The sequence below is a fragment of the Amycolatopsis decaplanina DSM 44594 genome (assembly GCF_000342005.1).
GTDB lineage: Bacteria > Actinomycetota > Actinomycetes > Mycobacteriales > Pseudonocardiaceae > Amycolatopsis > Amycolatopsis decaplanina.
This window is the reverse complement of the sequence record NZ_AOHO01000052.1, coordinates 1-25,208: the sequence shown is the minus strand read 5'-3', so window position 1 is coordinate 25,208 and position 25,208 is coordinate 1. Positions and strand designations below refer to the sequence as shown.

Below are 25,208 nucleotides of genomic sequence, written 5' to 3'. Positions count from 1 at the left end.
ATAACGCTTCCATGGAATTGGAATCGGCCTTGATGAATCACGCCGTTATGCCGTTTCAGCTGCTCACAGGCCAGTTGACAGCACATTCGAAGATGCCACGAGAGACAGCGACAGGCAGCCTCGAGTACAAGGTCGGCGAGTTTATCCTTTCACCGAATAAGTGCCGAATTCGGCGAGCGCACTTCTCTTTATCGACATCGCCCCGGAGGACTCGGAGAATGATGAGCAACACGCGAATAGCAATCGTCGGCATCGGCCTGCGCTATCCGGACGCGAGCTCGCCCGGTGAATTGTGGGACAACGTTCTCGCAGGTCGCCGGGCATTTCGCCGCCTCCCCGACGAACGGATGAACCACACCGACTACTTCTCGGCCGATCCGGCGGCGCCGGATCGCTTCTATTCCGGCAAGGCCGCCGTGCTGCGTGATTTCGAGTTCGACCGGGTGAAGTACAAGGTCGCCGGCAGCACGTTCCGGTCGACCGACATGACCCACTGGCTCGCCCTCGACGTCGCGGCCCAAGCGCTCGCCGACGCCGGCTTCCCCGACGGCGCGGGACTGCCGAGGCAGTCCACCGGCGTCGTCATCGGCAACAGCCTCACCGGTGAGTTCTCCCGTGCCAACCTGATGAGGCTGCGCTGGCCCTACGTGCGCCGGACGGTGGCCGCCGCACTGGCCGAAAAGGGCTGGGACGACAGCTCGGTAGCCGAGTTCCTCCAGAGCCTCGAGCCGAAGTACAAGGCGCCGTTCCCGCCGATCGACGAGGACACCCTCGCCGGCGGGCTCGCCAACACCATCGCCGGCCGGATCTGCAACTACTTCGACCTCGCCGGCGGCGGGTACACCGTCGACGGCGCCTGTTCCTCCTCCCTGCTTTCCGTTGTCACAGCGGCGAAATCCCTTATCGAAGGTGATCTGGACGTCGCTCTCGCCGGTGGCGTGGACCTCTCGATCGACCCGTTCGAGGTGATCGGTTTCGCCAAGACCGGTGCGCTGGCCACAGGCGAGATGAAGGTGTACGACCGGGACTCCAACGGCTTCTGGCCAGGCGAGGGCTCCGGCGTCGTGGTGCTCATGCGTGAGCAGGACGCACTCGCCCGCGGCAAGAAGATCTACGCGTCGATCACCGGCTGGGGCGTCTCTTCGGACGGCAAGGGCGGCATCACCCGCCCGGAGGCGAGCGGGCACCGGCTGGCCATCTCCCGCGCCTACGACCGGGCGGGCTACGACGTCGGGACGGTTTCCTACTTCGAGGGCCACGGCACCGGAACCGCGCTGGGCGACGCCACCGAGATCACCGCGCTGTCGTCGGCACGCCGCGACGCCGCCCCCTTGGCCCCCAAGGCCGCGCTCGGCTCGGTCAAGGGCAACTTCGGGCACACCAAGGCCGCGGCCGGAGTCGCCGGGCTGATCAAGGCCGCGCTCTCGGTGCACAACCAGGTCATCCCGCCGGGCACCGGTCAGCTCGACCCACACCCGTTGCTGCTCGAGGACGACGCGACGATGTTCGTCCCCACCGACGCGGGCCTGTGGCCGCGGAACCAGCAGATCCGCGCCGGTGTCTCGGCCATGGGATTCGGCGGGATCAACACGCATATCGCGATCGAGCAGGCGCCCGGAGTGCGGCGCCGCACCGAGCTGCCGCAACGCGCCACGAACCTCGTCGGCGGCCGCCAGGACGCCGAGGTGCTGCTGCTGGACGCGGCCGACGCGGGCGGACTGCGTGACAAGATCGCCGTTCTCGAAGAGCTGACCGCGAAGCTGTCCTACGCCGAACTGTCCGACCTGGCCTTCACACTCGCGGGATCGCTGTCCGGTCAGCCCATGCGAGCGGCGCTCGTCACCACCGGACCGGAGGAAGCCGCCCGCAAGCTGGCCCGGCTTCGCACACTGCTCGACTCGGGAGCGACCAAGATCTTCAACGCGACCGACGGGATCTTCGCGGGCCTGGGCGGCACCGCACCGAAGATCACCTTCCTGTTTCCCGGTCAGGGTTCCGGTCGCGGCGCGGTCGGCGCGATCCGGCGCCGGTTCCCGATCGCCGAGAGCATCTTCCGCGAGGCGGGCGTGCCCGCCCACGGCGACCAGGTGGCCACCGAGGTCGCACAGCCCCGGATCGTGGCCGGATCGGTGGCCGCGCTACGGGTACTGGACAGCCTCGGCATCGAGGCGAGCGCCGCCGTCGGGCACAGCCTCGGTGAACTCACCGCGCTGTCCTGGGGTGGCGCGATGGACGGGAAGAAGGTGCTCGAACTCGCGGCGATCCGCGGCAAGGTCATGGCCGGCGCCAGCCGTGGCGGTGGCACGATGGCCGGCCTCGGCACCGACCCGGAGACGGCACTGCGACTGGCCAACGGGCTCGGTGTGGTCATCGCCGGATACAACGGGCCCGACCAGACGGTCATCTCGGGCGCGGTGGAGGCGGTCGAGCTGGTCTGCAAGAAAGCGGTCGCCGCGGGCATCAACGCGACCAGGATCAACGTCTCCCACGCGTTCCACTCCCCCTTCGTCACCCCGGCGGCCGGCGCCATGGCCGAGCGGCTCGCCGGGATCAGCTTCCGCCCGCTGACCAAGAACGTCGTGTCCACGGTGACCGGCGACGTACTCGCCCCGGACACCGACCTGCGCGGGTTGCTCCGCGAGCAGGTGCTCGAGCCGGTGCGTTTCCACGCCGCCGCCGCCAAGGCCGTCGAGGATGCGGATCTCGCGGTCGAGGTCGGGCCCGGCCGGGTCCTCGCCGGCCTTCTGGACCGGATCTCCCCGGGCACACCGGTGTTGTCGACGGACACCGACCACACCTCGCTGGCTCCGCTGCTGGCCGTGGTCGGTGCCGCGTATGCGGCAGGCGCCTCGATCGACACCACTGTCCTCTTCGCCGGACGCGCGGTGAAACCGCTGCCGCCGGACACCGAGTTCGGCTTTCTCGCCAGCCCCTGCGAAACGGCCCCGGACATCAGCGCGGACCTGCTCGCCGCCGCCGACGCCGTCGACGGGCGGAACCCGGCGGGCACCGTGACCGACGGGGCGGCCACGCGGACCTCCACCCTGGAATTGCTGCGCAGGCTGGCGGCCGACCGGGTCGAGCTGCCGCTGGACGCCGTCGGCCCGGAAACCCACCCACTCGACGACCTGCACCTGAGTTCGATCACCGTCGGCCAGATCGTCAACGAGGTCACCCGCGAGCTCGGCAGGCCGCCGCTCACCGCGACACCGAACTTCGCCACAGCACGGTTCGGTGAATTGGCCGAGATCATCGACCAGCTCGCGGACACGGCGCACGACGGCGGTCAGCCATCGGGCGAGGCTCCGGGAGTGGCGTCCTGGGTGCGCCCGTTCGAGGTCACCTGGACCGAGCAGCCGCGTGCCGTCGCCGAACCGCGCGCCGACGCGGCGACCGACGACTGGGCGGTGTTCGCACCCGATGGTCACCCACTGGCGGAGCCGCTGCGGGCGGCACTGGCCACCGCCGGCCTCGGCGAGGGAGTACTGCTGTGCCTGCCGCCGGACTGCGGCGAGCAGCAGGCCGGACTGTTCCTGGACGCCGGCCGCACCGCGATGTCCCGGCGGAACGGCACCCGGTTCGTCGTCGTCCAGCAGGGACTCGGTGCCTCCGGCCTCGCCAAGACGTTGCACCTGGAAGACCCCTCGGCACCCACCACGATCGTGGAGCTCGCCGACGTCCTGTCCATCGAGCCGGACGAGGTCCGGCTGGCTGTGGCGCGGGTCGTGTCCGAGACCGCGGGCACATCCGGTTTCGCCGAGGTGCGCTACGACGCGAGCGGAACACGGTCGGTCCCGGTGCTGCGGCCGATACCCCGGCTCGCCCACGGGCCATCGAACCTGGGCGACACCGACGTCCTGCTGGTGACCGGTGGCGGCAAGGGAATCACCGCGGAGTGCGCGCTGGTCATCGCCAAGGACTCGGGGGCGAGGCTCGCTCTGCTCGGTCGTGGTGATCCGGCGGAAGACAGTGAGCTCGCGACCAACCTGGAGCGGTTCGAGGCCGCCGGCGTGCGGTACTCCTATCAGCGCGCCGACGTCACCTCCGCCGCCCAGGTCGCCGCCGCGGTGACGGCCGCCGAGGCGGAACTGGGCCCGGTGACCGCGATCCTGCACGGTGCGGGCCGCAACGAGCCGGACTCGCTGTACAGCCTCACCGAGGAGAAGTTCCGCGCGACCCTGGCACCCAAGATCGGCGGGCTGCGCGCGGTGCTGGCCGCCGTCGACCAGGACCGGATCAAACTGCTCGTCACCTTCGGCAGCATCATCGGCCGGGCAGGCCTGCGCGGCGAGGCGCACTACGCCACCGCCAACGACTGGATGAGCGAGCTGACCGTTCGTTTCCAGGCGGAACACCCGCGGGCGCGGGCGGTCGCACTGGAGTGGTCGGTCTGGTCCGGTGCGGGCATGGGCGAGCGGCTGGGTGTGGTCGAGGCGCTCCAGCGGGACGGCATCACCCCCATCTCCACGGAGAACGGCCTCGCGGTCCTGCGCCAGGTGCTCGGCAACCCGGAGCTGGGTCCGGTGGTGGTGGTGAGCGGACGTACCGGCGGGCTGCCGACACTGGCGTTGCAGCGTCCGGAGCTTCCCCTGCGACGCTTCCTGGACCACGCTCTGGTGCACTACCCGGGCGTCGAGCTGATCACCGAGGCCGCCCTGTCCGAAAGCAGCGACCCCTACCTGGCCGACCACCTGCTCGACGGTGACCTGTTGTTCCCGGCGGTGATCGGGATGGAGGCGATGGCACAGGCCGCCGCCGCCCTCTCCGGAAACGACGGGCCCCCGGTGCTGGAGAACGTCGAGTTCCTCCGGCCCATCGTGGTGCGACCGGACAGCTCCACCACGATCCGCCTCGCCGCGTTCGCCGTCGACGGCGACACCGTCGACGTCGTGATCCGCAGCGAGGAGACCGGCTTCGGCGCCGACCACTTCCGTGCGACGCTGCGCTGGCCGCGCCCGGACCTGTCCGGTGAACCGGCGGCCGCCGCGAGCGGGTTGCCCGCGATCCCGGTGGACCCCGCCGCCGAGCTCTACGGCGGGATCATGTTCCAGGGCAAGCGTTTCCAGCGGCTGCTCGCCTACCGGCTGGCCGGCGCGCGGCGCGCCGTGGCGGAGATCGATGCCCGTCACCAGGCAGGCTGGTTCGACACGTTCCTGCCGCAGGAAATGCTGCTCGCCGATCCGGGGACGCGGGACACGGCGATGCACGCACTGCAGTGTTGCGTCCCGGACGCCACCCTGCTGCCCGAACGGATCGAGCGGATCCACCTCACACCGCCGGACGACGTGCCCGACTACGTCGTGCTCGACGCGAGGGAGCGTGTACAGGACGGCGACAGCTACACCTACGACATCGATCTGTCCACACCCGACGGCACGTTGCTGGAGCGCTGGGAGGGCCTGACGCTGCGGGCGGTCCGCAAGAACGACGGGGCCGGCCCGTGGGTCGCGCCCATGCTGAGCGGATACCTGGAGCGCTCGCTGGAGCGGGTGCTCGGTGGCAGCAGGGCGGTCGTGGTCGAACCCGACCCGAAGACGGTGGCCGCCCCCGAACGGCGCGCACAGACCGCGCTCGCCCTGAGCAGAGCGCTGAACAGGCCGGTCTCAGTACGCTACCGGCCCGATGGCAAGCCCGAGGTGGAGGGCGCCGACGTATCCGCGGCGCACGGCGCGGGCCTCACGCTGGCCGTGGCGGGTACCGGCCGGCTCGGCTGTGACGTCGAGGTGGCGGTCGCCCGCTCCGAGCGGGACTGGGCCGAATTGCTCGGCGAGCGGCAACTGCCCGTCCTGGACCTGCTCGGCGACGAGAAGGCGGTGGCGGGCACCCGGATCTGGGCCGCTTTGGAATGCCTGCGCAAGGCGGGCGCGACGACCCAGGCACTCACCGTCGACAAGGTCCACCCCGGCCGATGGGTGTCCCTGTCCGCCGGGGACGCGGTGATCGCCACGTGGGTGACCCGGATCGAGGACTTACCCGATCCGGTCGTGTTCGCGGTACTGACCGGCAAGGAGGGGCGCTGATGCCCGGCTACTACGAGATCCGGCACACCGTCGGGTTCGAGGAGACGAACATCGTCGGCAATGTGTACTACGTCAACTACCTCCGCTGGCAGGGGCGTTGCCGGGAGATGTTCCTGCGGGAGCGGGCGCCGGGCGTGCTGGCCGAGCTCCAGGACGACCTGAAGCTCTTCACGCTCAAGGTCGAGTGCGAGTTCTACGCCGAGATCACCGCGTTCGACGACCTGTCGGTGCGCATGCGGCTCGAGGAACTGACCCAGACCCAGATCCAGTTCAGCTTCGACTACGTGCACCTCAAGGAAGGCGTCGAGTTCGTGGTGGCCAAGGGACGGCAGCGGGTCGCCTGCATGCGCGGCCCCAACGCCAACACCAGCCCGGCCAGAGTGCCGGAGGAGCTGCGGGCGGCACTCGCCCCGTACGCCGAATCGCCGGCCGCCGCTCGCGCGGCGATCATGACAGCCGCAGGAGGATGAAATGACCAGCAACGGGCATTCCGTGCCGCTGCCCACCGCCGGTTTCCGACCGGCAGCCGATCCGACCCCGGTTTCGCTGCGGGAGGCGATGGCCCAGTTCGCCACCGGGATCACCGTCGTGACCGCTCCCGGCGAGCACTGCCACGGGATGACCGCGAACGCGTTCAGCTCGGTGTCGCTCGAACCGCCACTGGTGCTGTGCTGTATCAGCCGCACGGCTCGGATGCACGCCGCGATCGTGTCCTCACGCACGTTCGCGGTGTCCATGCTGGGCGCCGATCAGGAACATCTGGCGCGGTACTTCGCAGACCGGAGCCGGCCGAACGGTCTGGCCCAGTTCGACACGGTGGACTGGGTGCCGGGCCGGCGCACGGGTGCTCCGCTGTTGTCCGGTTCGCTCGCCTGGCTGGAATGCGAGCTGACCGAGTCCTACGAGGGCGGCGACCACTCCATCTTCCTCGGCCGGGTGCTCGATTCGCGGCGGATACCCGACCAGAAGGCGCTGGTGTTCTACGGCGGCGCCTTCCACAGGGTGGCCTGACCCGTGAAACGGAGACGCTCGATGTTGGTAAGCGTGACCGGCGCGACCGGATTCCTCGGAGCCCACTCGGTGGCGGCGATCGTCCGGGCGGGCCACACCGTGCGCCTTCTCGTCCGCGACGAGTCGGCCGTGGACAGAGCGCTGACACCGCTCGGCATCGACGCGAGCGCGGTGGAGGTGATCACGGGGGACGTGACCGGCGAACGCGGTGTCGCCGCGCTGGTGCGCGGCGCCGACGCCGTGCTGCACGCGGCCGCCGTGTATTCCTTCGACAGCAGGCGAAGACGGATCATGCGGCGTACCAATGAGGTCGGCACCGAGGTCGTTCTCGGGGCGGCACGGCGCGCGGGGGTGGGCAGGATCGTGCATGTGTCCACCGTCGCGGCCATGCTGCCCGCCGCGGCCGGCGTGCTGCGGGCGGACTCGCCGGTCGGTACCGCACGCGAGCCCTACCTCGCGAGCAAAGCCGCCGCCGAGGAGATCGCGCGGCGGCACCAGGGGGAAGGAGCGCCTGTCGTGATCACCTATCCGTCCGCGCTCATCGGACCCCACGACCCCTGTCTGGGCGACCAGAACGCCCGCCTGCGCAACGCGTTACGCGGGCTCATGCCGATTTGGCCCTCCGGCGGGTTCCCGGTGGGAGACGTCCGTGACACGGCGAGGCTGCACGCGCGATTGATCGACGCCGACATCCTCTCGGGGAATCGCTTCTTCGGCCCGGGCACCTATTTGTCCACCAGGGACTACGTCCGGACGCTGCGCGAGGTGACCGGCCGGGCCCTGCCCGCGATCTTCCTTCCCGCCAGGACGATGACGCCGGTGGGACGGCTGACCAGCGCGTTGCAGCGCGTGTGGCCGTGGCACATCCCGGCCGAGTACGGCGCGATCTACCTGTGCGGTTGCGCCACCAGGGTGGCGCCCGAGGCGCCTGCCGGGGGCGTGACCGCGCGGCCGGTGGCCGATTCCATGCGCGACACGGTGCGCTGGTTACACGAGCGGGGTCTGCTGGCCGACCGGCAGTCCGGCCGGATCGCGAAGGCGGTGGCATGAGTACGGCGGAATTCGACTTCGTCCCGGTGCCCCACCATCGGCCGGATCCACCGCGCCCGGTCAACGGGCACCGGCGCGCTCGGCCCGGCCCCGCCCCGGCACCACCTCCCGAACGGACGATGAGCCTGCTGCGCGAGCAGCGCGACGCACTCCACGAGCGGGCGACAGCGGGCAACGAGAAGGCGGTGGACCGGCAGCACGAACTCGGTAAACGCACCGCACGCGAACGGCTCGGCCTGCTGCTCGACCCCGGCTCGTTCACGGAGATCGAGCTCTACCGGCGCAATCACGCGAGCGGTTTCAGAATCGGCGAGAACCGGCCGCACACCGACGGTGTGGTCGCGGGTTCGGGAACCATCGACGGCCGCCGGGTGTTCGTGTACGCCCAGGACTTCACGATCTTCGGTGGCTCGCTCGGCGCCGCGCACGCCGCGAAGATCCACAAGGTCATGGATCTCGCCCTGTCGACCGGCTCGCCGATCATCGGGATCAACGACAGCGGCGGCGCACGGATCCAGGAAGGCGTGCTGGCGCTCGACGGATACGGCGGGATCTTCCGGAGGCATGTGGCGGCCTCGGGGATCATCCCGCAGATCAACGTGGTGCTCGGGCCGTGTGCCGGCGGGGCGGCTTATTCCCCCGCGCTGGCCGACTTCACGTTCATGGTCCGCGACACCGCGAAGCTCTATCTCACCGGTCCGGACGTGGTCGAAGCGGTGACCGGTGAGCAGGTCGGCCACGACGAGCTCGGCGGCGCCGACGTTCACGGAAAGCGATCCGGCGTGGCCACCTTCGTACACGACGACGAGGAGAGTTGCCTGGACGACGTGCGGTATCTGGTGTCGATGCTGCCCGCGAACAACCTCGACCTGCCGCCCCGCGGCCGGCCGCGGGACGCGCGGCACGATGTCCGCCCGCGATTGGCCGAAATCGTCCCGGCCGAGCCCAACAAGCCCTACGACATGCGGTCGGTGATCACCGAGCTGGTCGACGACGGCGAGTTCCTGGAACTGCACGAGAGCTGGGCGGCCAACATCGTCTGCGCGTTCGCCCGCATCGACGGTGAGGTCGTCGGGCTGGTCGGCAACCAGCCCCTGGTGCTGGCCGGGGTACTGGACATCGAGGCGGCCCAGAAGGCCGCCCGGTTCGTCAGATTCTGTGACGCGTTCGGAATCCCGCTGGTCACGCTCGTCGACGTACCGGGTTTCCTGCCGGGCACCGACCAGGAGTACGCCGGGGTGATCCGGCATGGCGCGAAGCTGCTCTACGCCTATTGCGAGGCGACTGTGCCGCGGATCCAGGTCATCGTGCGCAAGGCCTACGGCGGCGCGTACATCGTGATGGACTCGCGGTCCATCGGTACCGACCTGTCGCTGGCGTGGCCGACCAACGAGATCGCGGTGATGGGGGCGGAGGGAGCGGTGAACGTCTTGTTCCGCAAGGAACTCGCCGGCTCCGCCGACCCGGCGGCGCTGCGCACGACCTTGATGGACGAGTACCTCGGCGAGCTGGTCCACCCCTACTACGCGGCCGAGCGCGGCCTGGTGGACGACGTCATCGACCCGGCGCGAACCAGGTCCGCCGTGGCCTCGGGACTGGCGATGCTGAAGGACAAGCGGCAGCAGCCGGCTCGGCGCAAACACGGAAACCTCCCGCTGTAGCGGGGTACCGGCGCGTCCGCTGTTGCCGAGTTCAGCCGCCGCAGAGACGACCGGAGGACGACGGCGCGGCCGTGGCGCCCGCCCTGATCGACACCGAGCCCGACGCCGCCGGGAACTCGTCCCGCATGCGCACCCGTGATCCGGCCACGGATCGCGTCGCCTCCTCCTTACCGTCACCGGCGCCGACCATCAAAGCCACGAGCTGCACCTCGAAACAATGATCCGCATCCCACGGACTGACCAGGTAATCGCCGAGTTCGAGAGTCACCAGGCCGTGCGTGGCAATCCACATCTGATGCGCGACCAGACCGGCGTCCGCCGGGCAGAAGCGGCCGGCGGAAAGGCATCTGCTCACGCACTCGACAACATTCGACAAAGTATATCGGCCGTGTTGCCGATCTTTTTCGGACAACGAGAAACCGGCGAGGGAGGCCCCACCGAACATCACCGCGTACAGATGCGGATTCTCCAAGGCGTTGTACCGGTAGGCGCGGCCGAGCAGGGCCATGTCGGCCACGGGGTCAGCGCTCTTGTGCACACTCGTCATATGTCGCTGCAACCGGGCGAAGCCCTCGTGGACGATCTCACGGACAAGACCACGCATGCCGCCGAAATGTGTGTACACCCCCATCGTCGAACTTCCCGCCTCGGCGGCCACACGGCGCGTCGACAATGCTCCCGGTCCTTCCTCCGCCAGGAGCCTGGCCCCTATTTCCAGCAACGCCCGCTTCGCCTTCGGGTCCGATTTGCGCGGGCTCATGAAACAGACCTGCCGAATATCGACATCGAGTTCCCTCCGATGAGCGGCGGGGAGAATCAACTGGCACGTTCTTGAAGCGCCGCGGTACGCACGTCGAGCAGCGCGAGCAGCACCGGTGGATCCAGCGCCCTGGCCGGACGCAGATCCAGGTCCACGTCGATCACCGGTACGTCCTGGTGCACCACGAGCGGGCCGCGCGAGCCGACGAACGGCGCACCGTCCGGACCGATCGAACCGGTCACGGTCGCTTCGGCGCCCGGCGCGACCGACTGGGCGAGCAGGTACCACGTTCCTTCCGGCACGTCCTCCAGCACGAAACCGCCCGGCGTGGACAGCACACTGCAACTGATCGGGCTTCCTTGCGGAATGGGGTCGCGGAACAAGCCGACGAAGGTCAGGCCGCGCTCCCCCTCGCCGAGTATCCGCATATCACCCCGAAGCGTCGCCGACCGGCTCTCCAAATCCGAACCACGACGCTGGGCCGGAACCGGCGCATAACCACGCAATTGCCGGTAAGCAATGGGGGAAACCCCGACACTCTCCTTGAATCGCGAACTGAAGGTGCCGGGACTGTTATAACCGACCTGATAACTGATATCAGCAACAGTAAATGTCGTGGAAACCAGTAATCGCTTCGCTTCCTGAATCCGCATGGCGGACAGGAAACGTGCGGGAGAAACTCCGGTTACACGCTGGAAAACCCTGGTAAAGTGAAACTTGCTGAACATGGCGTTCCGCGCCATGTCATCCACCGTCAGACGCTCGCCGAGATTCTCCTGCATCGAAACGATCACACGCTCGACCACCACTTGCTCTGATAATTTGTCCATAGCCCCCAGCCCCCTGAACCCCCTACCGCATGGCAGTCAACATATCAGGCGATAATGGGAGCGGCAACGGTATCAGTGGGCCTATCACACTACGTACTTAGTCAATAACTGGCCAACAAACTCCCGAGCTCGGCAGATGCGCCATTCGGCGGCAATGCCGCCACTGTTCGGCAGAAAGACTGCGCCGATCGGGTGACATTCACCTTTACGATTCCCGCACTTCTTTCGGTCGCCGACTGAGCATAACGGAAGTAGCCACCTCAGGCACTTACCGCTAGGATTGCGTACACGCGATTGATCAACTCATACATATCGCACGCATTCTTTTTCCGGCGATATCCGATGTGCGCAGCCGCGCCGGATGCGAAAACGACCGTCCCCGGGTCACCGGAAGAAGGCTCGCACCGGCGATCGCGAGGCTGGAGCCCTCACCGCGAATCGGCCATGGAACTGGACGACCGGATCAACCGAGCAGTCTCCGAACTTACCGCAGACCTGCGAAAACAGAGAAGACTCCTGACTGGAAGCCAGTTCGATTCTCCCTCACACTGAAGAGGTCCACGTGCTCGGCGGCGTCCGCGGGGCGGCGATCACCGACAGGCCCGGCAATATGACCGCCCGCCGACCTTGCAGATCCACAGTGGACAGTTGTGGGCCCGCTGGACCACCAGGTGGCACCCCCTCTGCCCTGAAGTGACCGACGTCACTGTTCGCCGGATCGTGGCAACCTCCGGTCCTTGCGAACGCCTTGAAGCTCAGGAAGAACAGCTACCGAAACCTGGGGAACACATGAAGAGACTTTCCGCCATCCTGACCGCGATACTGGCGATACTCGCGTTGACACCCGCCGCGCCCGCCAGTGCGGCGCCCCGCTTCGACCGGGAACTCCAGGCGCGTATCGCACGAGCCCAGGCCTACGCCGACAGCAGGCCCGGCGACACCGGGATCGTCCTCCGGGACCGGTGGACCGGCGCCGTCTACCGGAGCGAGGCCGCCGGGACCCTCATCTGGGCCTGCTCCACCCCGAAGCTGGCCATGGTCGTCGACCTGTTGCTGCGCAACGATTCCGGGGCCGTCCGGCTGACCGCCGAAGACCGGGACCTGATCCACCGGATGCTCAACTCCAGCGACGACGCCGCCGCACACACCCTGTGGACCCGGTACGGCGGGGAGGCCGAGTTCGCCAAGCGCTTCCCGTCGTACGGGATGACCGACATGCGGTTCACCGACCAGCACCCGCACCACTGGGGCTGGATCCTGACCACCGCGAACGACCTGGACCGGCTGGTCAACTACGTCCTGACGAAGCTGCCCCGCCAGCACCGCGACTACATCGTCCGCGAGATGCGCACCGTCGACGTCAACCAGCAGTGGGGAGTCTGGGGCGCCGGCCCCGCCGCGCGCCCGGGCAACAAGAACGGCTGGTCCGACGACAACGACGACGGCTCCTGGATCATGAACTCCGTCGGCTTCGCCGGACCGCACGAGCGGTACACCCTCGCCCTGATGAACAACACCAAGGTCATCCAGAACGGCTACGAAACCGGTCAGGAGACCACCACCAAGATCAGCGAGATCCTGTTCAAGGGATACTTCAAGGGCTGACCGCGCCGCGTCGGGCCCGACGGATCTCGCCGGGCCCGACGCTGCCGGACGACGTCTCGCGATACCCCGGCGCCGGCGGAGACCCGGTGCGAATTCAGGTGGTTCCAGCGTCGCCGAGGGGGAGCCTGGCAAGTCGGAACGGTTCCTGCCCGCGCTGGGAGGACTTCCGACGTGGGGCGTCAACGCCTTCGGACAGGACATCTACTGGGCCACTGCGGGAAAACCAAACGACTCGAAGGTGACCACCGGCGACCTGGCCGGCAACCATTCGCCTACGACGGAAACTTCGGCTCGACTTCATCAGATGACGGGCCACGCCGTCGACCAGGTAGACGTCGGCACGAACCCCTGGGCCGGGCACCAACTCGTCCAGTGCCGAATCACCACCAGTTCCTCCATCTCGACTCGGCAAGAACAACTCCTTGTCAGCTGGCGGGGCCTGCTATCACAACCGGCGGAGCAGCGCCGATTCCTCAGGTCAGCACTTGGGGTGGTGGTGTTCGCAGTCCGGCTTCGGGCATTCAGCGGCGTTCCGCGCGTTCCAGGCCGCGCCCATCGCCTCATATCGCCGGGCGAACCGGGCGTCTCGCCGTGCACGCCACACCGACGGGACGAGCCTTCGGGTCACCAAGAGCTCGTGGGGTGCGTAGTCGTTGCCGGTGCCGGACACCTCCATCCCGGCGGCCGTCAGGATGGTCCGCATCGCCGCGGACATCGCCTCGCCGATCGTGGACAGCAACCGCTCGAACTCGGCGCATTCCGCGCCTTCCCGATGCGGGTCCTCGAACCAGGCTTCCTGTGCCGCATCGACAAGGACGTCGTGCTGTCGCCAGTCGACCAGCACGCCGTGCAAGTCCGGCAGGTCGACCGTCACGACCGCTCCGGCGGTACCTGTCGGACCGTCACCAGGGGCCACTAGCAATCCGGCGGCAGCCAGTTCGGCCTGAACGACATCCCGCAAAGCGTCCAAGTGGTGGCGTCGCTCCGAGCCGGCTGGAGCAGGTGTATCCATCATGCCGGAATCCTTCCAAACACCCACGACAAACCCTTTAAGGGTCACGGCATACGCCGGACCGGACCTTGCTCGGCCGACGCTGGGTCCTACGACCGCCTGTAGCACGACGTGTGGCGGCTCACGCAGATCCTCAGGCACGATCGAGCTATGAGCGGTGAAGGTGCCGACGACCGGTCCACGACACGCCGACGCCGGGTCCGGCGGCGTGTCGTGATGGTGTCAATCGCTGTGCTGGTGGTTCTCGGCACACTGTGTGGGGCCACGTTCATCCCCAAGGTGGCGAACCACTTCGGCTACGCACTGCCGGGAGAGAGGGGCCTTCCGTACAAGGTCCACTACAACGGCAGGGACTACCGCAACGACCTGACGTGTGCCCGCGCACGATGGTGCGAAGACGGAAGAACCCCGGAACTGCGACCAAGGGCGTACTGCACGCCTCGTGCCGGGCTGAACCTTGGGGGAGGCAACAGCGATACAGGGCTGGTGAAGGTCGATGAAGTATTCACCATGTTCGGACCTTCACACCCCGTTTTCACAGCCGGCCTCGTCCCGCGGGGAGAAACAGCGACGAACGTTATCGTCGAGGCCTCCGATGACTGTTACCTGACATACGACCTAATGGGCGGCCCTTAGTTGAGGGTTAAGGCAAAGGTGGCTTCATGTCGCGAAAGCCTCTTTCGCAAGGTCGTGGAGGCAGCGGCGGACCGTGGTGGGCCTCGTGAGTGGTAAGGACGGTTAGAACCGTCCTTACCACTCACGAGCCCCACCAACAGCCGGGCGGCACCGAACGTGACCGCGTGAACCGCCCTCCAGGTACAGGACCAGCCTGCGCGACATGACTACGAGGCACCCACACTCCGGAACTCCTGACGTCAGCTCCGCGGACCAGTCCGTCCAGATCGAACCGAACTCACAGGAGTGGCGCTGCTAACCCCGAGGCGGGGCAAGCCAGCGGGCACTGTCGTCTTTACGGAAGTAGAAGATGGCGCGGCCTTCGTCGGTCAACGTGGCCGCGACCGAATCGCGCGGATCGTAAGGCCACAAGTGGACTGATCCGGCGGGGGTGCCGACTTCAACGGCCGACGCACAGCGGGCAGTACAGCCGATTCTGCAGTCGTGTGCCCAGCGACGGTCGAACACTGGACAGGCGTCAAATCGACACTTTTGAGCCGAAAGTCAAAGGTGTCAGGTCAGGGTGGCAAGCCCTTCACACCCTTGCCAGTACATCCTTCACACGGCACCGCTGTGACTACTGGTGTACGTGGGGCCGCAGATGCCGTTCAGGTGTCCCTCGACACGACACCGTTGCCATACCCCTCACTAAATCGCCCCAAGTACCCCAGACACGAAGAAGCCCAGGCCGCGTGGCCTGGGCTTGTGCTCCCCCGCTTGGACTCGAACCAAGAACCCTCCGGTTAACAGCCGAATGCTCTGCCAGTTGAGCTACAGGGGATTGTGCTCCGCATCGGCCGGATCGCTCCGACCGATGAGAGAACTTTAGCCCATGCCCTCAGACGGCCGCGCAACCACCCCCCACTTTCTCCGGCCGCCTCGTCAAGCTCGCGTTTTGAGGGACAATGACAGCCTGAGCAAGATCGAACGGAGGCGTGGACTCGGATGAAGATGTTCCTGCTGGGTGCGGCCGCGGGCTACGTGTTGGGCGCGAAGGCCGGCCGGGGACGGTACGAGCAGATCGTGCGGACCTACCGCAAGATCGCTGACCACCCCATGGTGCAGGGCGCCGCCGGGGTCGCTCGCGCCAAGGTCGGTGAGCGGTTCGGGCGGCCTCAGCGCTGACCGCGCCCGAGACGAAACAGAGGGGCCCTTCGCAGTCTGCGGAGGGCCCTTTCACGGCACGATGGCGACCGCGAAGACGCGTCGGAACTCGAACCAGGTGGTGCCGTCGGGCCGCGGCGGGTAGGCCTCGTCCAGCTTGCGGGCGATCTGCGCGCGGAAGTGGTCCCAGTCCTCCCCTGGGAGGGCCTCCTTGACCGGCCTCAGTGAGGTCCCGATGATCCATTCGAGCACCGCGTCCTTCCCCGACAGCCGCTGCAGATACGTCGTCTCCCAGGCGTCGACGGCGCATCCCGCGTCGGCGAGCAGATTCCCGTAGCCGAGTGGACTGTCGACGGCCTCGTTCTCCCGCAGGACGACGTCGGCGAGGCGCGAAGCCCACTCCTCGGTGCGCGCGAGGGCGCGGACCAGGGCGTGTGACGGGGCGTCGAAGTTGCCGGGGACCTGGAACGCGAGCGTCGCCCCGGACGGCAGGAGGTCCACCCAGCGACGAAGCAGGTCACGGTGCTCCGGGACCCACTGGAGCACGGCGTTCGAGATGACCACGTCGGTGTCCGGTTCGGGCGCCCAGTCGTTGACGTCGAGTACTCGCGCGTCGACGCCCCGTGAGCGTGCGGCTTCGACCATTTCGGGTGAACTGTCACTGGCTTCGATGATCGCGTCCGGCCAGCGTTCCGCCAGGTCGGCGGTCAGGTGGCCGGGTCCGCAGCCGAGATCGGCGACTCGCCGGGGTCTTTCGGCCGGTATCCGCCCGACGAGGTCGCGGAACGGCCGGGCCCGCAGGTCGGCGTAGTCGAGGTACTTGACCGGATCCCACATGGCGCCTCCCAGCGATACAGTACGAGCGTACTGCTAGCAGCGGGGCTACGCCAGCTTCCGGGCCGCTTCCTCGGCGATCGCCTTGATGACGTCGACGTCGGTGCCCGGATCGGGCCGCACCTGCAGCACCGTGCCGTCCTGTCCGGGAACCTTGCGCTCGACGAACCACGCTCCCCCGGCCCCCAGGTCCTTGCGGTGCCGTCCCCGAACCGAACCGTCCACCCGCTGCCGCACCAGGATCGGGACCTTGCCGGGCCGGGGCAGCTTGAACCGGACCGGGGCCTTGTCGGCCAGCAGCACGGCCTCCCCCGCCGTCCCGGTCTCCTCGGACTCGGTCAGGGTCATCACCCCGGCGGACCACGCGGCCTTGCCGACCAGATGCCAGCCGACCCGGCGCGGCCCCGGGATCCACAGCCCCAGCGGGGTGACCAGCAGGTACCCGCCGCCTTCGACCGGCGCGCTCCCGATGACGTGCTCTCCGTCGTCCAGCGAACCGTCGAAATCCGCCGGGACACGGTCACCCAGCAGGTGACGCAGCCAGCCCATGCTCAGTCCAATCCGCCGATGGCCTGTTCCTTCAGCGCCTTCCGGTACTGCTCGAGCGCGACGAGGTCGCCGAACAGCGCGCGGTAGTCGTCCGGCGCCTCGACCGGGGAAAGCCGCTGGAGCTTCGACTTGATCTCGTTGATCTGGCGGCCGACCAGGCTTTCCTGCACCGCCGCGAGCTGCGCGGAGATGTAGCGCGAGTCGACCTCGCCCTTGGCGCGCAACGGTTCCACCGAAAGCTCGCTGAGCACTCGCCGCACCGTCCCCTGCGGACAGTGCGGGGCGGCCGCGTCGAGCAGGGCGGGGCCGGTCAGCCCGGAACCCGCTCCGCCTGCGGCCAGCAGCGCCTTGTGGATGGTGACGTAAACCGGATGGGTGAACGCGTCCTCGGGGAGCGCGTCGTACTCCGCCCCGGCGAGCATCGGCTGCTGCAGCGCCGCCTTGAGCGCTTCACGCTGCGCGATGAACCGCGGGTCGCCTGGCGCGGGCCTGGGCAGGTCGTCCTCGGCGGTGGCGGTCGCCGCGGGGGCGGGCCGCCGGACCTCGACGGTGGCGGAGCGTTTCGCCGTGGCCCCCGCGCTGCCGCGCACCCGGTTCACCACCTGCGCCGCGTCCTGCCAGCCGACCCACCAGGCGAGTTTCGAGGCGTAGCCGTCGCGGCTGGCGCGGTCCTTGATCCCCGCGACCAGCGGGACGGTCTTCTGCAGCGCCGCCACCTGACCGTCGACGGAGTCGAGGTCGAAGGCCTTGAGCATGCTCTTGATCGCGAACTCGAAGAGCGGGATCCGCCGCGCGACCAGGTCACGCACCGCGGTGTCGCCCTTGGCGAGCCGAAGTTCGCAGGGATCCATGCCGTCGGGGGCGACCGCGATGTAGGTCTGCCCGGCGAAGGTCTGGTCGCCCTCGAAGGCCTTCAACGCCGCCTTCTGGCCGGCTTCGTCACCGTCGAAGGTGAAGATCACTTCGCCGCGGAAAGCGTCGTCGTCCATCATCAACCGCCGGAGAACCTTCATGTGGTCCTCGCCGAACGCCGTCCCCGACGACGCGACGGCCGTCGGGACGCCGGCGGCGTGCATCGCCATCACGTCGGTGTAGCCCTCGACGACGACGACCTGGTGCCGCTTCGCGATCTCGCGTTTGGCCAAGTCGAGGCCGAACATCACCTGCGACTTCTTGTAGATCGGCGACTCCGCGGTGTTCAGGTACTTCGCCGAGACGCGATCGTCGTCGTACAGGCGCCGCGCGCCGAACCCGACCACCTCGTTGCCAACGTCACGGATGGGCCAGAGCAGCCGCCGGTTGAACCGGTCCATCGGGCCGCGCTGCCCTTCCTTGGCCAGCCCGGCCGTGAGCAGTTCCTTGACCTCGAACCCGCGGTTGAGCAGATGTTTGGTGAGTTTGTCCCAGCCCGCCGGCGCGTACCCGCAGCCGAACGTCTGCGCGGCGGCGGCGTCGAAACCCCGTTCGGACAGGAAGTCCCGCGCCACACGCGCGTCCGGGGTGAGCAACTGCTCGGCGTAGAACTCCTGGGCCGCGCGGTGTGCCTCGATCAGCCGGGCGCGGGTGCCGCGATCACGCTGGACGCTTCCGCCGCCGCCTTCGTAGGTCAGCCGGAACCCCACGCGATCCGCGAGCCGCTCGACGGCTTCCACGAACGAGATCAGGTCCATCTTCTGGATGAACTTGATCACGTCACCGCCTTCGCCGCAGCCGAAGCAGTGGAAGGTGCCGTGAGTGGGGCGCACGTTGAACGACGGGGTCTTCTCGTTGTGGAAAGGGCAAAGCCCCTTCAGGCTGCCGCCGCCGGCGCTGCGGAGGGCCACGTAATCACCGATGACCTCGTCGATCCGGTTGCGCTCGCGCACCTCCGCGATGTCGCTCTCCCGAATCCGTCCTGCCACGCCCCTACTCTAGTTCTTCCTTCCAGAGCCTCGTGCGGCACACTCGGGGAATGAGCACCGCCCTGGACGAACTCGCCGGGAACTTCGCCGCGCTGCGCCCCCATCTGGTGTCGGTCGCCTATCGGCTCACCGGCACGCTGTCGGACGCCGAGGACGCGGTCCAAGAGTCGTGGCTGCGCTTGAGCGGCCTGGACGAGCGCCGTCGCTCGGAGATCGAAGACCAGAAGGGCTGGCTGACCACCGTCGTCAGCCGGATCTGCCTCGACCGGCTGCGGTCCGCGGTGGTGCGCCGCGAGCGGTACGTCGGCGAATGGCTGCCCGAACCCGTCCTCGGCCCGCTGGGCACTCCGTCGTCGGAGGATCCGCTGACCGTCGCCGTCCGCGACGACGGCATGCGGATGGCGGCGATGGTGGTCCTCGACCGGCTGACGCCGGAGCAGCGCGTCGCGTTCGTCCTGCACGACGCGTTTTCGGTGCCTTTCAGCGAGATCGCCGAGATCCTGGGCTGCACGGCGGAGACCGCGCGCCAGCACGGTTCCCGCGGCCGCCGCGCGGTCGCCGACGCCGATCCGCCGCCCAGGACGGCGCTCGCCGAGCAGCAGCAGATCATCGAGAAGTTCATGACCGCGATGCTCACCGGCGACATCCAGGCGGTGGCCGAGGTCCTGCACCCCGACGTCGTCCTCGTCGGCGACGGTGGCGGCAAGGCGCGCACGGCGGTGCACACGGTCGCCGGGTTCGACAAGGTCACCCGGCTGTTCCAGGGGCTCATGCGGATGTACGACCCGGCGGGGATGGAACAGGCGAGGCTCGCGCTGGTCAACGGCGACCTCGGCGTCTACCTCCCGCCGCAGCCCGGTTCCGACCGGTACCGGGCGCTCGACGAGCACGTCGACGCGTTCGCCATACGCGACGGGAAGATCGTGGCGATCTACGACATGGCGAACCCGGACAAGCTCACCACCGCCCGGGCCCGCGTCGGTTCCTGACGCGATTCGTCACCTGCTTGCGGTGGTTCGACGTTCCGAACTATCGCAAGCAGGTGACGAATCGCGGGACGGTCAGGGAAGCGGGATGCGGCAGGCGTCGCCCGAGGTGAAGCCCTGCGCGGTGATGTCGAGCGCGCTGTTCATCCGGGCACGCATGTTCTCGAGGCCGATCTGGTAGGTCAGCTCGATGACACCCTTGCGGCCGAACTCGCGTTCCAGTTCGGCGACCTGCTCGTCGGTGACGGTCACCGGGCTCGCGGTCATCGCGTCGGCGTACGCGAGCGCGAGCCGTTCCTGGTCGGTGAACGCGGGCGACTTCGCGTAGTCGTCGATGTTCTTCAGCCGTTCGATGTCGAGCCCTTCGTGCAGTTGCAGCATGGTCCCGAAGTCGATGCACCACGAGCAGCCGAGCTGGGTCGCGACCCGGTACACGGCCAGCTCGCGCACGTTCGACGGCAGCGTCTTGCTGGCCTTCTCCGCCAGCATTTCGTGCATGCCGTTCGCCCGGAGCAGGGCCGGGTGGTGCGCGTAGACGGCCATCGGCTCGGGCACGGCACCGAAGCGCTTGCCGGCGAACCTGTAGATCAGCTTCAGCAGGAAGCCGGCCTCGGCGGTCTTGACGGCGGGAATGCGCGGCATGGTGTCCTCCTCGTGCGGTTGCGATCACCCACTGGACGAGAAGGCCCGAACGGACGTGACAGCGACGCCGGTGACGTGCGCCACGCGGCCGGAAGGGCATCGATTTAGCCTTTTCGCCGGAACCCCCGTTCGATCAGCGAAGGTATTCTTACGCTCGGCAATTCCTTCGATACAACCGGTGCCGGGACATCGGTCTCGTCGGCGACCCTCCGCACCCTCCCACCGGAGGAAACACATGGACCGTCCGATGCTCGCCGTCGAGGATCCCGCGACCGGGCAGCCGATCACGAGCGTCCCGGACGCCGGACCGGATGATGTCGACAAAGCGGTACGCGCCGCCGCCGGGGCATGGGCCGCCTGGCATGTCTCGGACCGGCACGCGGCGCTGATGTCGTGTGCGGTCGTCGTCGAGGAGGCCGCGCCCGTGCTGGCCCCGGTACTCACCGAGGAGCAAGGAAAACCGCTTCGCGAGGCCGAAGCCGAATTCGCCGGAGCGGCGGCGCGGCTCCGGTACTACGCCGGCCTGCGACCCGGCCCCCGAGTCGACGGCGGCGGACCGGTCGCCGTGATCACGCCGTGGAACTTCCCCGTGCAACTGGCCGTCGCGAAACTCGCGCCTGCGTTCGCGGCGGGGAACACGGTGGTGCTCAAGCCGTCGCCGCGCACCCCGCTCACCACGCTGCACCTCGGCCGGATGCTGGCGCAGGTGCTGCCGCCGGGCGTGCTGACCGTGCTCACCGGACAGGACCCGCTCGGCGAGTGGCTGGTCGCTCATCCCGGGATCCGGAAGGTCGACTTCACGGGCTCGGCGGACACCGGGAAGCGGGTGGCCGCCGCGTCCGTGTCCGAATGGCGAGAGCTGACACTGCAACTGGGCGGCAACGATCCCGCGATCGTCCTCCCCTGCACCGACCCGGCCGCCATCGCGGAACGGCTCTTCTGGAGCGCTTTCGCCAACTGCGGGCAGATCGGCGTGGCGGTCGAGCGGGTCTACGCCGTCGGGTCCGTCTACGACGGCGTCGTCGAGGCGCTGGCGGCCATGGCGGCGGAAGTCGTGGTGGGTGACGGGCGGACACCCGGGACGCAGATCGGCCCGGTGAACAACCGGCCGCGCTACGACCGCGTCACCGGTCTCACCGACGAGGCGCGGGCGGACGGCGCACGAGTCGTCACCGGCGGACCGCTCGGCGGGCCGGGGTACTTCTTCGCCCCGGCGATCCTCGCCGAGGCGCACGACGGGATGCGAGTGGTGACCGAGGAACAGTTCGGCCCGGTGCTGCCGGTCGTCCGATGCTCCACAGTGGACGAAGCCGTCGGACTGGCGAACGCCACGGCGTTCGGCTTGTGCGGATCGGTGTGGGGCACGGACGAGGAGTACGCCGCCGAAGTCGCGACGCGGCTCGAATGCGGGACGGTCCGGGTCAACGAACACCTGGCGATGTCCGCGGACGAACCGTTCGCGGGCTCGCGGTGGTCAGCGAGCCGTCCTGGCCTCAGGGAGTGATCGTACGGACGTCCCAAACCCAGGCGCCGTCGACGAACTCGGCGGGCTTCCGCAGCAGCAGGTCCACGGTGGCCCGGAAAGCGTCCTGGTGTTCGCGCGGGATCAGCACGAGCACGTCGGCGTTCCAGTACCGCAGATCCTCCAACGCCTGTACCCGCTGCGACTCGGTGATCGTCGCCGGGATCCCGGTCTGCTTGATCTGGTCGAAGATGATCGACGTCGGCCGCTGGATGGCGCCGTAACGGCCGCGTTTGTCGTCGGGTCCGCTCGGCCCGACGAAGTAGCCCTCCGGCATCGAATAGCCGAGTCCCGCGTCGATCTGCCAGTGCAGCGGTTCGGATTCGCCGGAACTCGGCAACGGCACGGGCACCACGGTCCCGCCGGGCGCGACGTAGCTCCGCCAGGTGCCCTCGGCGAGGAACCGCGGTGTGGGCGGCCGTTCCTTCACGATCAGCTGAGTCGGCGCGATCGGCAGCAGTACCGCGATGACGACGCCGATCCACACCAGCCGCAACGGGAATCGCCGCTCCCCCGGCACTTCGGGGAGTTTCGACGCGACCGCGTGGACGCGCTCGGTCGCCAGCGCCAGCAGGGCGCCGATGAGCGGGATGCAGCCCATCGCGAGCCGCGATTCCAGCAGTGATTCGAACAGCGGCAGTTCCGACAGGAGTTTCCACGGTCCCGGGATCCCGGTTTCCTCGTGCACCACGATGATCTGCACGCCGAGCGAGAGCCAGGCCATCACGAACATCGAGATCGCCAGCGCCCGCGCGAACGCCTCGCGCCACAGCCAGGCGGTGATGACCACCATCAGCACGATCAACGGCCAGCCGAAGAAGGCGTTCTCCTCGGTGCGGTTCATCGACACGTCCGCGGCGGCCTGCGGCTGCCCGGCCACCGACTGCGTCGCGAACCGGGTGAACGCGGCCGTGTCGTTCCCGACGGGGCCGTGCTCGATCGCCTGATAGCTCTGCGGCCCGAAGAACTGCCACCACAACGGGAAAGCGCACAACACGAGCGCCACGAGGACCCCGATGCCGACGCCGATCCCCAGCGGCTTCGCCATCGGCGGGAACTCGCGGTAATTCGTCGCGAAGTAGGCGATGGCGAAGATCGCGAACGCCATCGCGAAGATCAGCAGCGGCTCTTCACCGAGGAAGATCTGGTACGCCGACAGCAGGCCGAGGAAGATCCCGTTGCGGACCGGGCGCTCACCGCGGGCGATCTTGAAGACCAGCAACGCGATGAACGGCAGGACGAACCACGCGACGAAGTTCGGGTGCGCGTTGCCGTGCGAGATCATCGGCGGGGCGAACCCGACGAACGCGCCGCCGATGGCCGCGCCGACCCGGTGGGTGACCAGGTGCCGCGAGAAGACCCAGTACCAGGCGGCCGCCGTGCCGGCGAGACCGCCGGTGAGCGCGATGGCCCAGGTGACCGTCGGGCCGAAGGCGAGTGTGACCGGCGAAAGCGGGATGCCGATGCCGAGCATGGCCGTGTTGGCCATCAGGTTCACGCCGAGCGGATGGTTCTGGAAGTGCGAGCTGAGCGGATTCCTCAGGTGCAGCACATTGTCCGCGGTGACGGAGAAGAACCACTCCCACAGGTTCTGGTCCGACGCGCTGTTCCAGAGATAGCCCTCCTTGAGATCGAGCCAGAGCCCGTTGTAGAGCAGGAAGGCGAACAGCAGGAAGCCGCCCATGATGGCGGCGTCGGCGGCGGCGAACCGGCGGGGTCTCGTGGGAGTCTTCTCGGCCTCCACGTCCGCCGCCTCAGCCTGGAAAAGACTCACTGACCATCCTCACGGCTCGACAACGCGGGCGAGAAAGTAGATCACACCCGTCGAGGCATGCCTCACGAGCAGAAGGAAGGGACGGTCGACGACGACCTCGAGAGGTTCGTCGACCATGATCGACGTCAGCCGCATCAGCACCGCTGTCGCGGCGGCGCCTTCGAGGCCCTCTTCGTCGATGCGGAGCACGGACTGGTGGAGGACTTCGGACACTTCGAGCCGGTCGTCGTCGGCGAGTCCGGTGAGGTCGGCGTCGGCGGTGAACATCGTCCGCACGCCCAGATCCTGGAGTTTCGCCGTCAGCGGGCTGTCGACGTCGAGGTCGAGTTTCGGCAGCGACAGGGCGATCGTCTTGGACCGCGTGTTCTCCAGCAATACCGCCAGTTCGCCCGGGTCGAGTTCGGCGTCGTCGAGGTCTCCGTCCGGCAGCAGGATGATCGCCTCCACCCCGCCCTCGGCGCCGAGGCGGACGACCTGCCAGCCGTTCTCGTGGGTGTGGTCGAGCTGTTTTTCGAGCCACATCGTCGGCACCGTACGGGTGCCGGACGGCGCGTGGAAGTCCGCGGGCGCGGTGTTGTCACGCGAGAACGGATTGTTCCAGGCGGTTTTGAGGTACAGGGCGTTGACGATCGCGGCCACGGTGTCCGGCGCGACGGTCCCCGGCTTCAGCAGTTCAGGGATCAGCTCGCGGGTGGCCTCGGCGACATCGGCGTTGATCAGCCGTCGCGCGGCCTCCGGATCGTCACCGAACGGCGCGCTCTCGACCTTCCCGCCCGGCCAGGTGGCGAGTTCCTCACGGAAGGAGCCCTCGAGCGGGAGCCCGTCCCAGGCCCAGAGCGTGTTCGCGACCGCGAGTTCGGGACCTTCGCCGAGCAGCGACGAGGCCTTGCCCAGCAGGTCGGCGAGCTCGTCCGGGTCGCCGAGCAGGGCGATCAGCTCTTCTCTGGTCTTTCCCTTGGCGGCCTGTGTCACCAGGCCGAGCGCGCTCGCGATCGAGTACGGCGAGAAGCACGCGTTCTCCCCGCGGATCGCCAGCACCCGATAGAGGTCCAGACCAAACCGGAGGTGGCTTTCGACAGCGCCCATGCCGCAGACCGTACCGTGGACGGGCCCGTCCGTCTCCTGTCCGAAAGTTCTCCCTTCATTCGACGGGCAACGCCTAGGTGAAGTGTCGATCGAGCGGTGAGTGGCTATTCGGGTTAGAGCGTGTCTTTGAACCTGACTGGGTGGTCCTGGCGCGCTTAGTGGCGGGTCAGGCGCCTGGTCATCATA

The 25,208-nt window shown here is 68.2% G+C and carries 19 protein-coding genes and 1 tRNA gene; 10 read left to right on the top strand and 10 right to left on the bottom strand.

Annotated features, from left to right (window positions below):
• Nucleotides 1–221 precede the first annotated feature (221 nt).
• Genes H074_RS16840 through H074_RS16820 form a run of 5 tightly spaced genes read left to right on the top strand, consistent with a single transcriptional unit; the run spans nt 222 to nt 9,742 of the window.
• Nucleotides 222–6,020, top strand: coding sequence for a type I polyketide synthase (locus tag H074_RS16840; protein ID WP_039922666.1), 5,799 nt, complete (start codon nt 222–224; stop codon nt 6,018–6,020).
• Nucleotides 6,020–6,490 (top strand): acyl-CoA thioesterase, encoded by a 471-nt coding sequence (locus H074_RS16835; RefSeq protein WP_007031238.1) that lies wholly within the window; start codon nt 6,020–6,022, stop codon nt 6,488–6,490. The genes H074_RS16840 and H074_RS16835 overlap by 1 nt, the downstream gene beginning before the upstream one ends.
• A 1-nt stretch (nt 6,491) precedes the next feature.
• A complete protein-coding gene (locus tag H074_RS16830; RefSeq protein ID WP_007031237.1) occupies nt 6,492–7,031 on the top strand; it encodes a flavin reductase family protein in 540 nt (179 codons plus the stop codon).
• Between the two features lie 21 nt (nt 7,032–7,052).
• Entirely contained in the window at nt 7,053–8,081 is a 1,029-nt protein-coding gene (locus H074_RS16825; protein WP_039922656.1) for an NAD-dependent epimerase/dehydratase family protein, read from the top strand.
• On the top strand, nt 8,078–9,742 hold the full coding sequence (locus tag H074_RS16820) for an acyl-CoA carboxylase subunit beta (protein ID WP_039922654.1): 1,665 nt from the start codon (nt 8,078–8,080) through the stop codon (nt 9,740–9,742). The genes H074_RS16825 and H074_RS16820 overlap by 4 nt, the downstream gene beginning before the upstream one ends.
• Nucleotides 9,743–9,773: 31 nt before the next feature.
• Here the strand turns inward: H074_RS16820 and H074_RS16815 are convergent, their stop codons facing one another.
• Complete coding sequence (locus tag H074_RS16815) at nt 9,774–10,502, bottom strand: TetR/AcrR family transcriptional regulator (RefSeq protein ID WP_083920427.1); 729 nt, start codon at nt 10,500–10,502, stop codon at nt 9,774–9,776.
• A 56-nt stretch (nt 10,503–10,558) separates the two neighbouring features.
• On the bottom strand, nt 10,559–11,332 hold the full coding sequence (locus H074_RS16810) for an AraC family transcriptional regulator (RefSeq protein WP_039922651.1): 774 nt from the start codon (nt 11,330–11,332) through the stop codon (nt 10,559–10,561).
• A gap of 789 nt (nt 11,333–12,121) precedes the next feature.
• On the opposite strand from H074_RS16810, the gene H074_RS16805 reads away from it, so the two are divergent.
• Nucleotides 12,122–12,937 carry a serine hydrolase gene (locus H074_RS16805; RefSeq protein WP_007031232.1) on the top strand — a complete coding sequence of 272 codons (816 nt, stop codon included), beginning with the start codon at nt 12,122–12,124 and terminating at the stop codon, nt 12,935–12,937.
• A 478-nt stretch (nt 12,938–13,415) separates the two neighbouring features.
• Here the strand turns inward: H074_RS16805 and H074_RS16800 are convergent, their stop codons facing one another.
• Nucleotides 13,416–13,952 (bottom strand): hypothetical protein, encoded by a 537-nt coding sequence (locus H074_RS16800; protein WP_235096790.1) that lies wholly within the window; start codon nt 13,950–13,952, stop codon nt 13,416–13,418.
• Nucleotides 13,953–14,099: 147 nt separating this feature from the next.
• Here H074_RS16800 and H074_RS39320 point away from each other — a divergent pair, with 147 nt between their 5' ends.
• Entirely contained in the window at nt 14,100–14,585 is a 486-nt protein-coding gene (locus H074_RS39320; protein WP_235096789.1) for a hypothetical protein, read from the top strand.
• A 747-nt stretch (nt 14,586–15,332) separates the two neighbouring features.
• Here H074_RS39320 and H074_RS16795 read toward each other — a convergent pair.
• Nucleotides 15,333–15,405: transfer RNA gene (locus tag H074_RS16795), tRNA-Asn, on the bottom strand.
• Nucleotides 15,406–15,569: 164 nt separating this feature from the next.
• On the opposite strand from H074_RS16795, the gene H074_RS16790 reads away from it, so the two are divergent.
• On the top strand, nt 15,570–15,749 hold the full coding sequence (locus H074_RS16790; protein ID WP_007031230.1) for a hypothetical protein: 180 nt from the start codon (nt 15,570–15,572) through the stop codon (nt 15,747–15,749).
• Between the two features lie 51 nt (nt 15,750–15,800).
• On the opposite strand, the gene H074_RS16785 is transcribed toward H074_RS16790, so the two are convergent.
• The 3 genes from H074_RS16785 to dnaG are packed head-to-tail and all read right to left on the bottom strand — an operon-like array spanning nt 15,801 to nt 19,012.
• Nucleotides 15,801–16,565, bottom strand: a complete 765-nt coding sequence (locus H074_RS16785) for a trans-aconitate 2-methyltransferase (protein ID WP_007031229.1) — start codon at nt 16,563–16,565, stop codon at nt 15,801–15,803.
• A gap of 45 nt (nt 16,566–16,610) precedes the next feature.
• Entirely contained in the window at nt 16,611–17,111 is a 501-nt protein-coding gene (locus H074_RS16780) for a hypothetical protein (protein ID WP_007031228.1), read from the bottom strand.
• Nucleotides 17,112–17,113: 2 nt separating this feature from the next.
• Nucleotides 17,114–19,012: a DNA primase gene (dnaG, locus tag H074_RS16775; RefSeq protein WP_007031227.1), complete on the bottom strand. Its 1,899-nt coding sequence runs from the start codon at nt 19,010–19,012 to the stop codon at nt 17,114–17,116.
• Nucleotides 19,013–19,062: 50 nt separating this feature from the next.
• Here dnaG and H074_RS16770 point away from each other — a divergent pair, with 50 nt between their 5' ends.
• Complete coding sequence (locus tag H074_RS16770) at nt 19,063–20,001, top strand: sigma-70 family RNA polymerase sigma factor (protein WP_007031226.1); 939 nt, start codon at nt 19,063–19,065, stop codon at nt 19,999–20,001.
• A gap of 72 nt (nt 20,002–20,073) precedes the next feature.
• Here H074_RS16770 and H074_RS16765 read toward each other — a convergent pair whose 3' ends face one another.
• On the bottom strand, nt 20,074–20,640 hold the full coding sequence (locus H074_RS16765) for a carboxymuconolactone decarboxylase family protein (RefSeq protein WP_007031225.1): 567 nt from the start codon (nt 20,638–20,640) through the stop codon (nt 20,074–20,076).
• 235 nt (nt 20,641–20,875) lie between these two features.
• Here H074_RS16765 and H074_RS16760 point away from each other — a divergent pair, with 235 nt between their 5' ends.
• The gene (locus H074_RS16760; protein ID WP_007031224.1) at nt 20,876–22,144 is read left to right on the top strand and encodes an aldehyde dehydrogenase family protein; all 1,269 of its coding nucleotides are present in this window, start codon (nt 20,876–20,878) and stop codon (nt 22,142–22,144) included.
• On the opposite strand, the gene H074_RS16755 is transcribed toward H074_RS16760, so the two are convergent.
• Together H074_RS16755 and H074_RS16750 are read right to left on the bottom strand one after the other, a co-directional pair.
• Nucleotides 22,134–23,936 (bottom strand): hypothetical protein, encoded by a 1,803-nt coding sequence (locus tag H074_RS16755; protein WP_007031223.1) that lies wholly within the window; start codon nt 23,934–23,936, stop codon nt 22,134–22,136. The two genes, H074_RS16760 and H074_RS16755, sit on opposite strands and share 11 nt — an antisense overlap.
• A gap of 9 nt (nt 23,937–23,945) precedes the next feature.
• Entirely contained in the window at nt 23,946–25,022 is a 1,077-nt protein-coding gene (locus H074_RS16750; protein WP_007031222.1) for a serpin family protein, read from the bottom strand.
• Between the last annotated feature and the right edge of the window lie 186 nt (nt 25,023–25,208).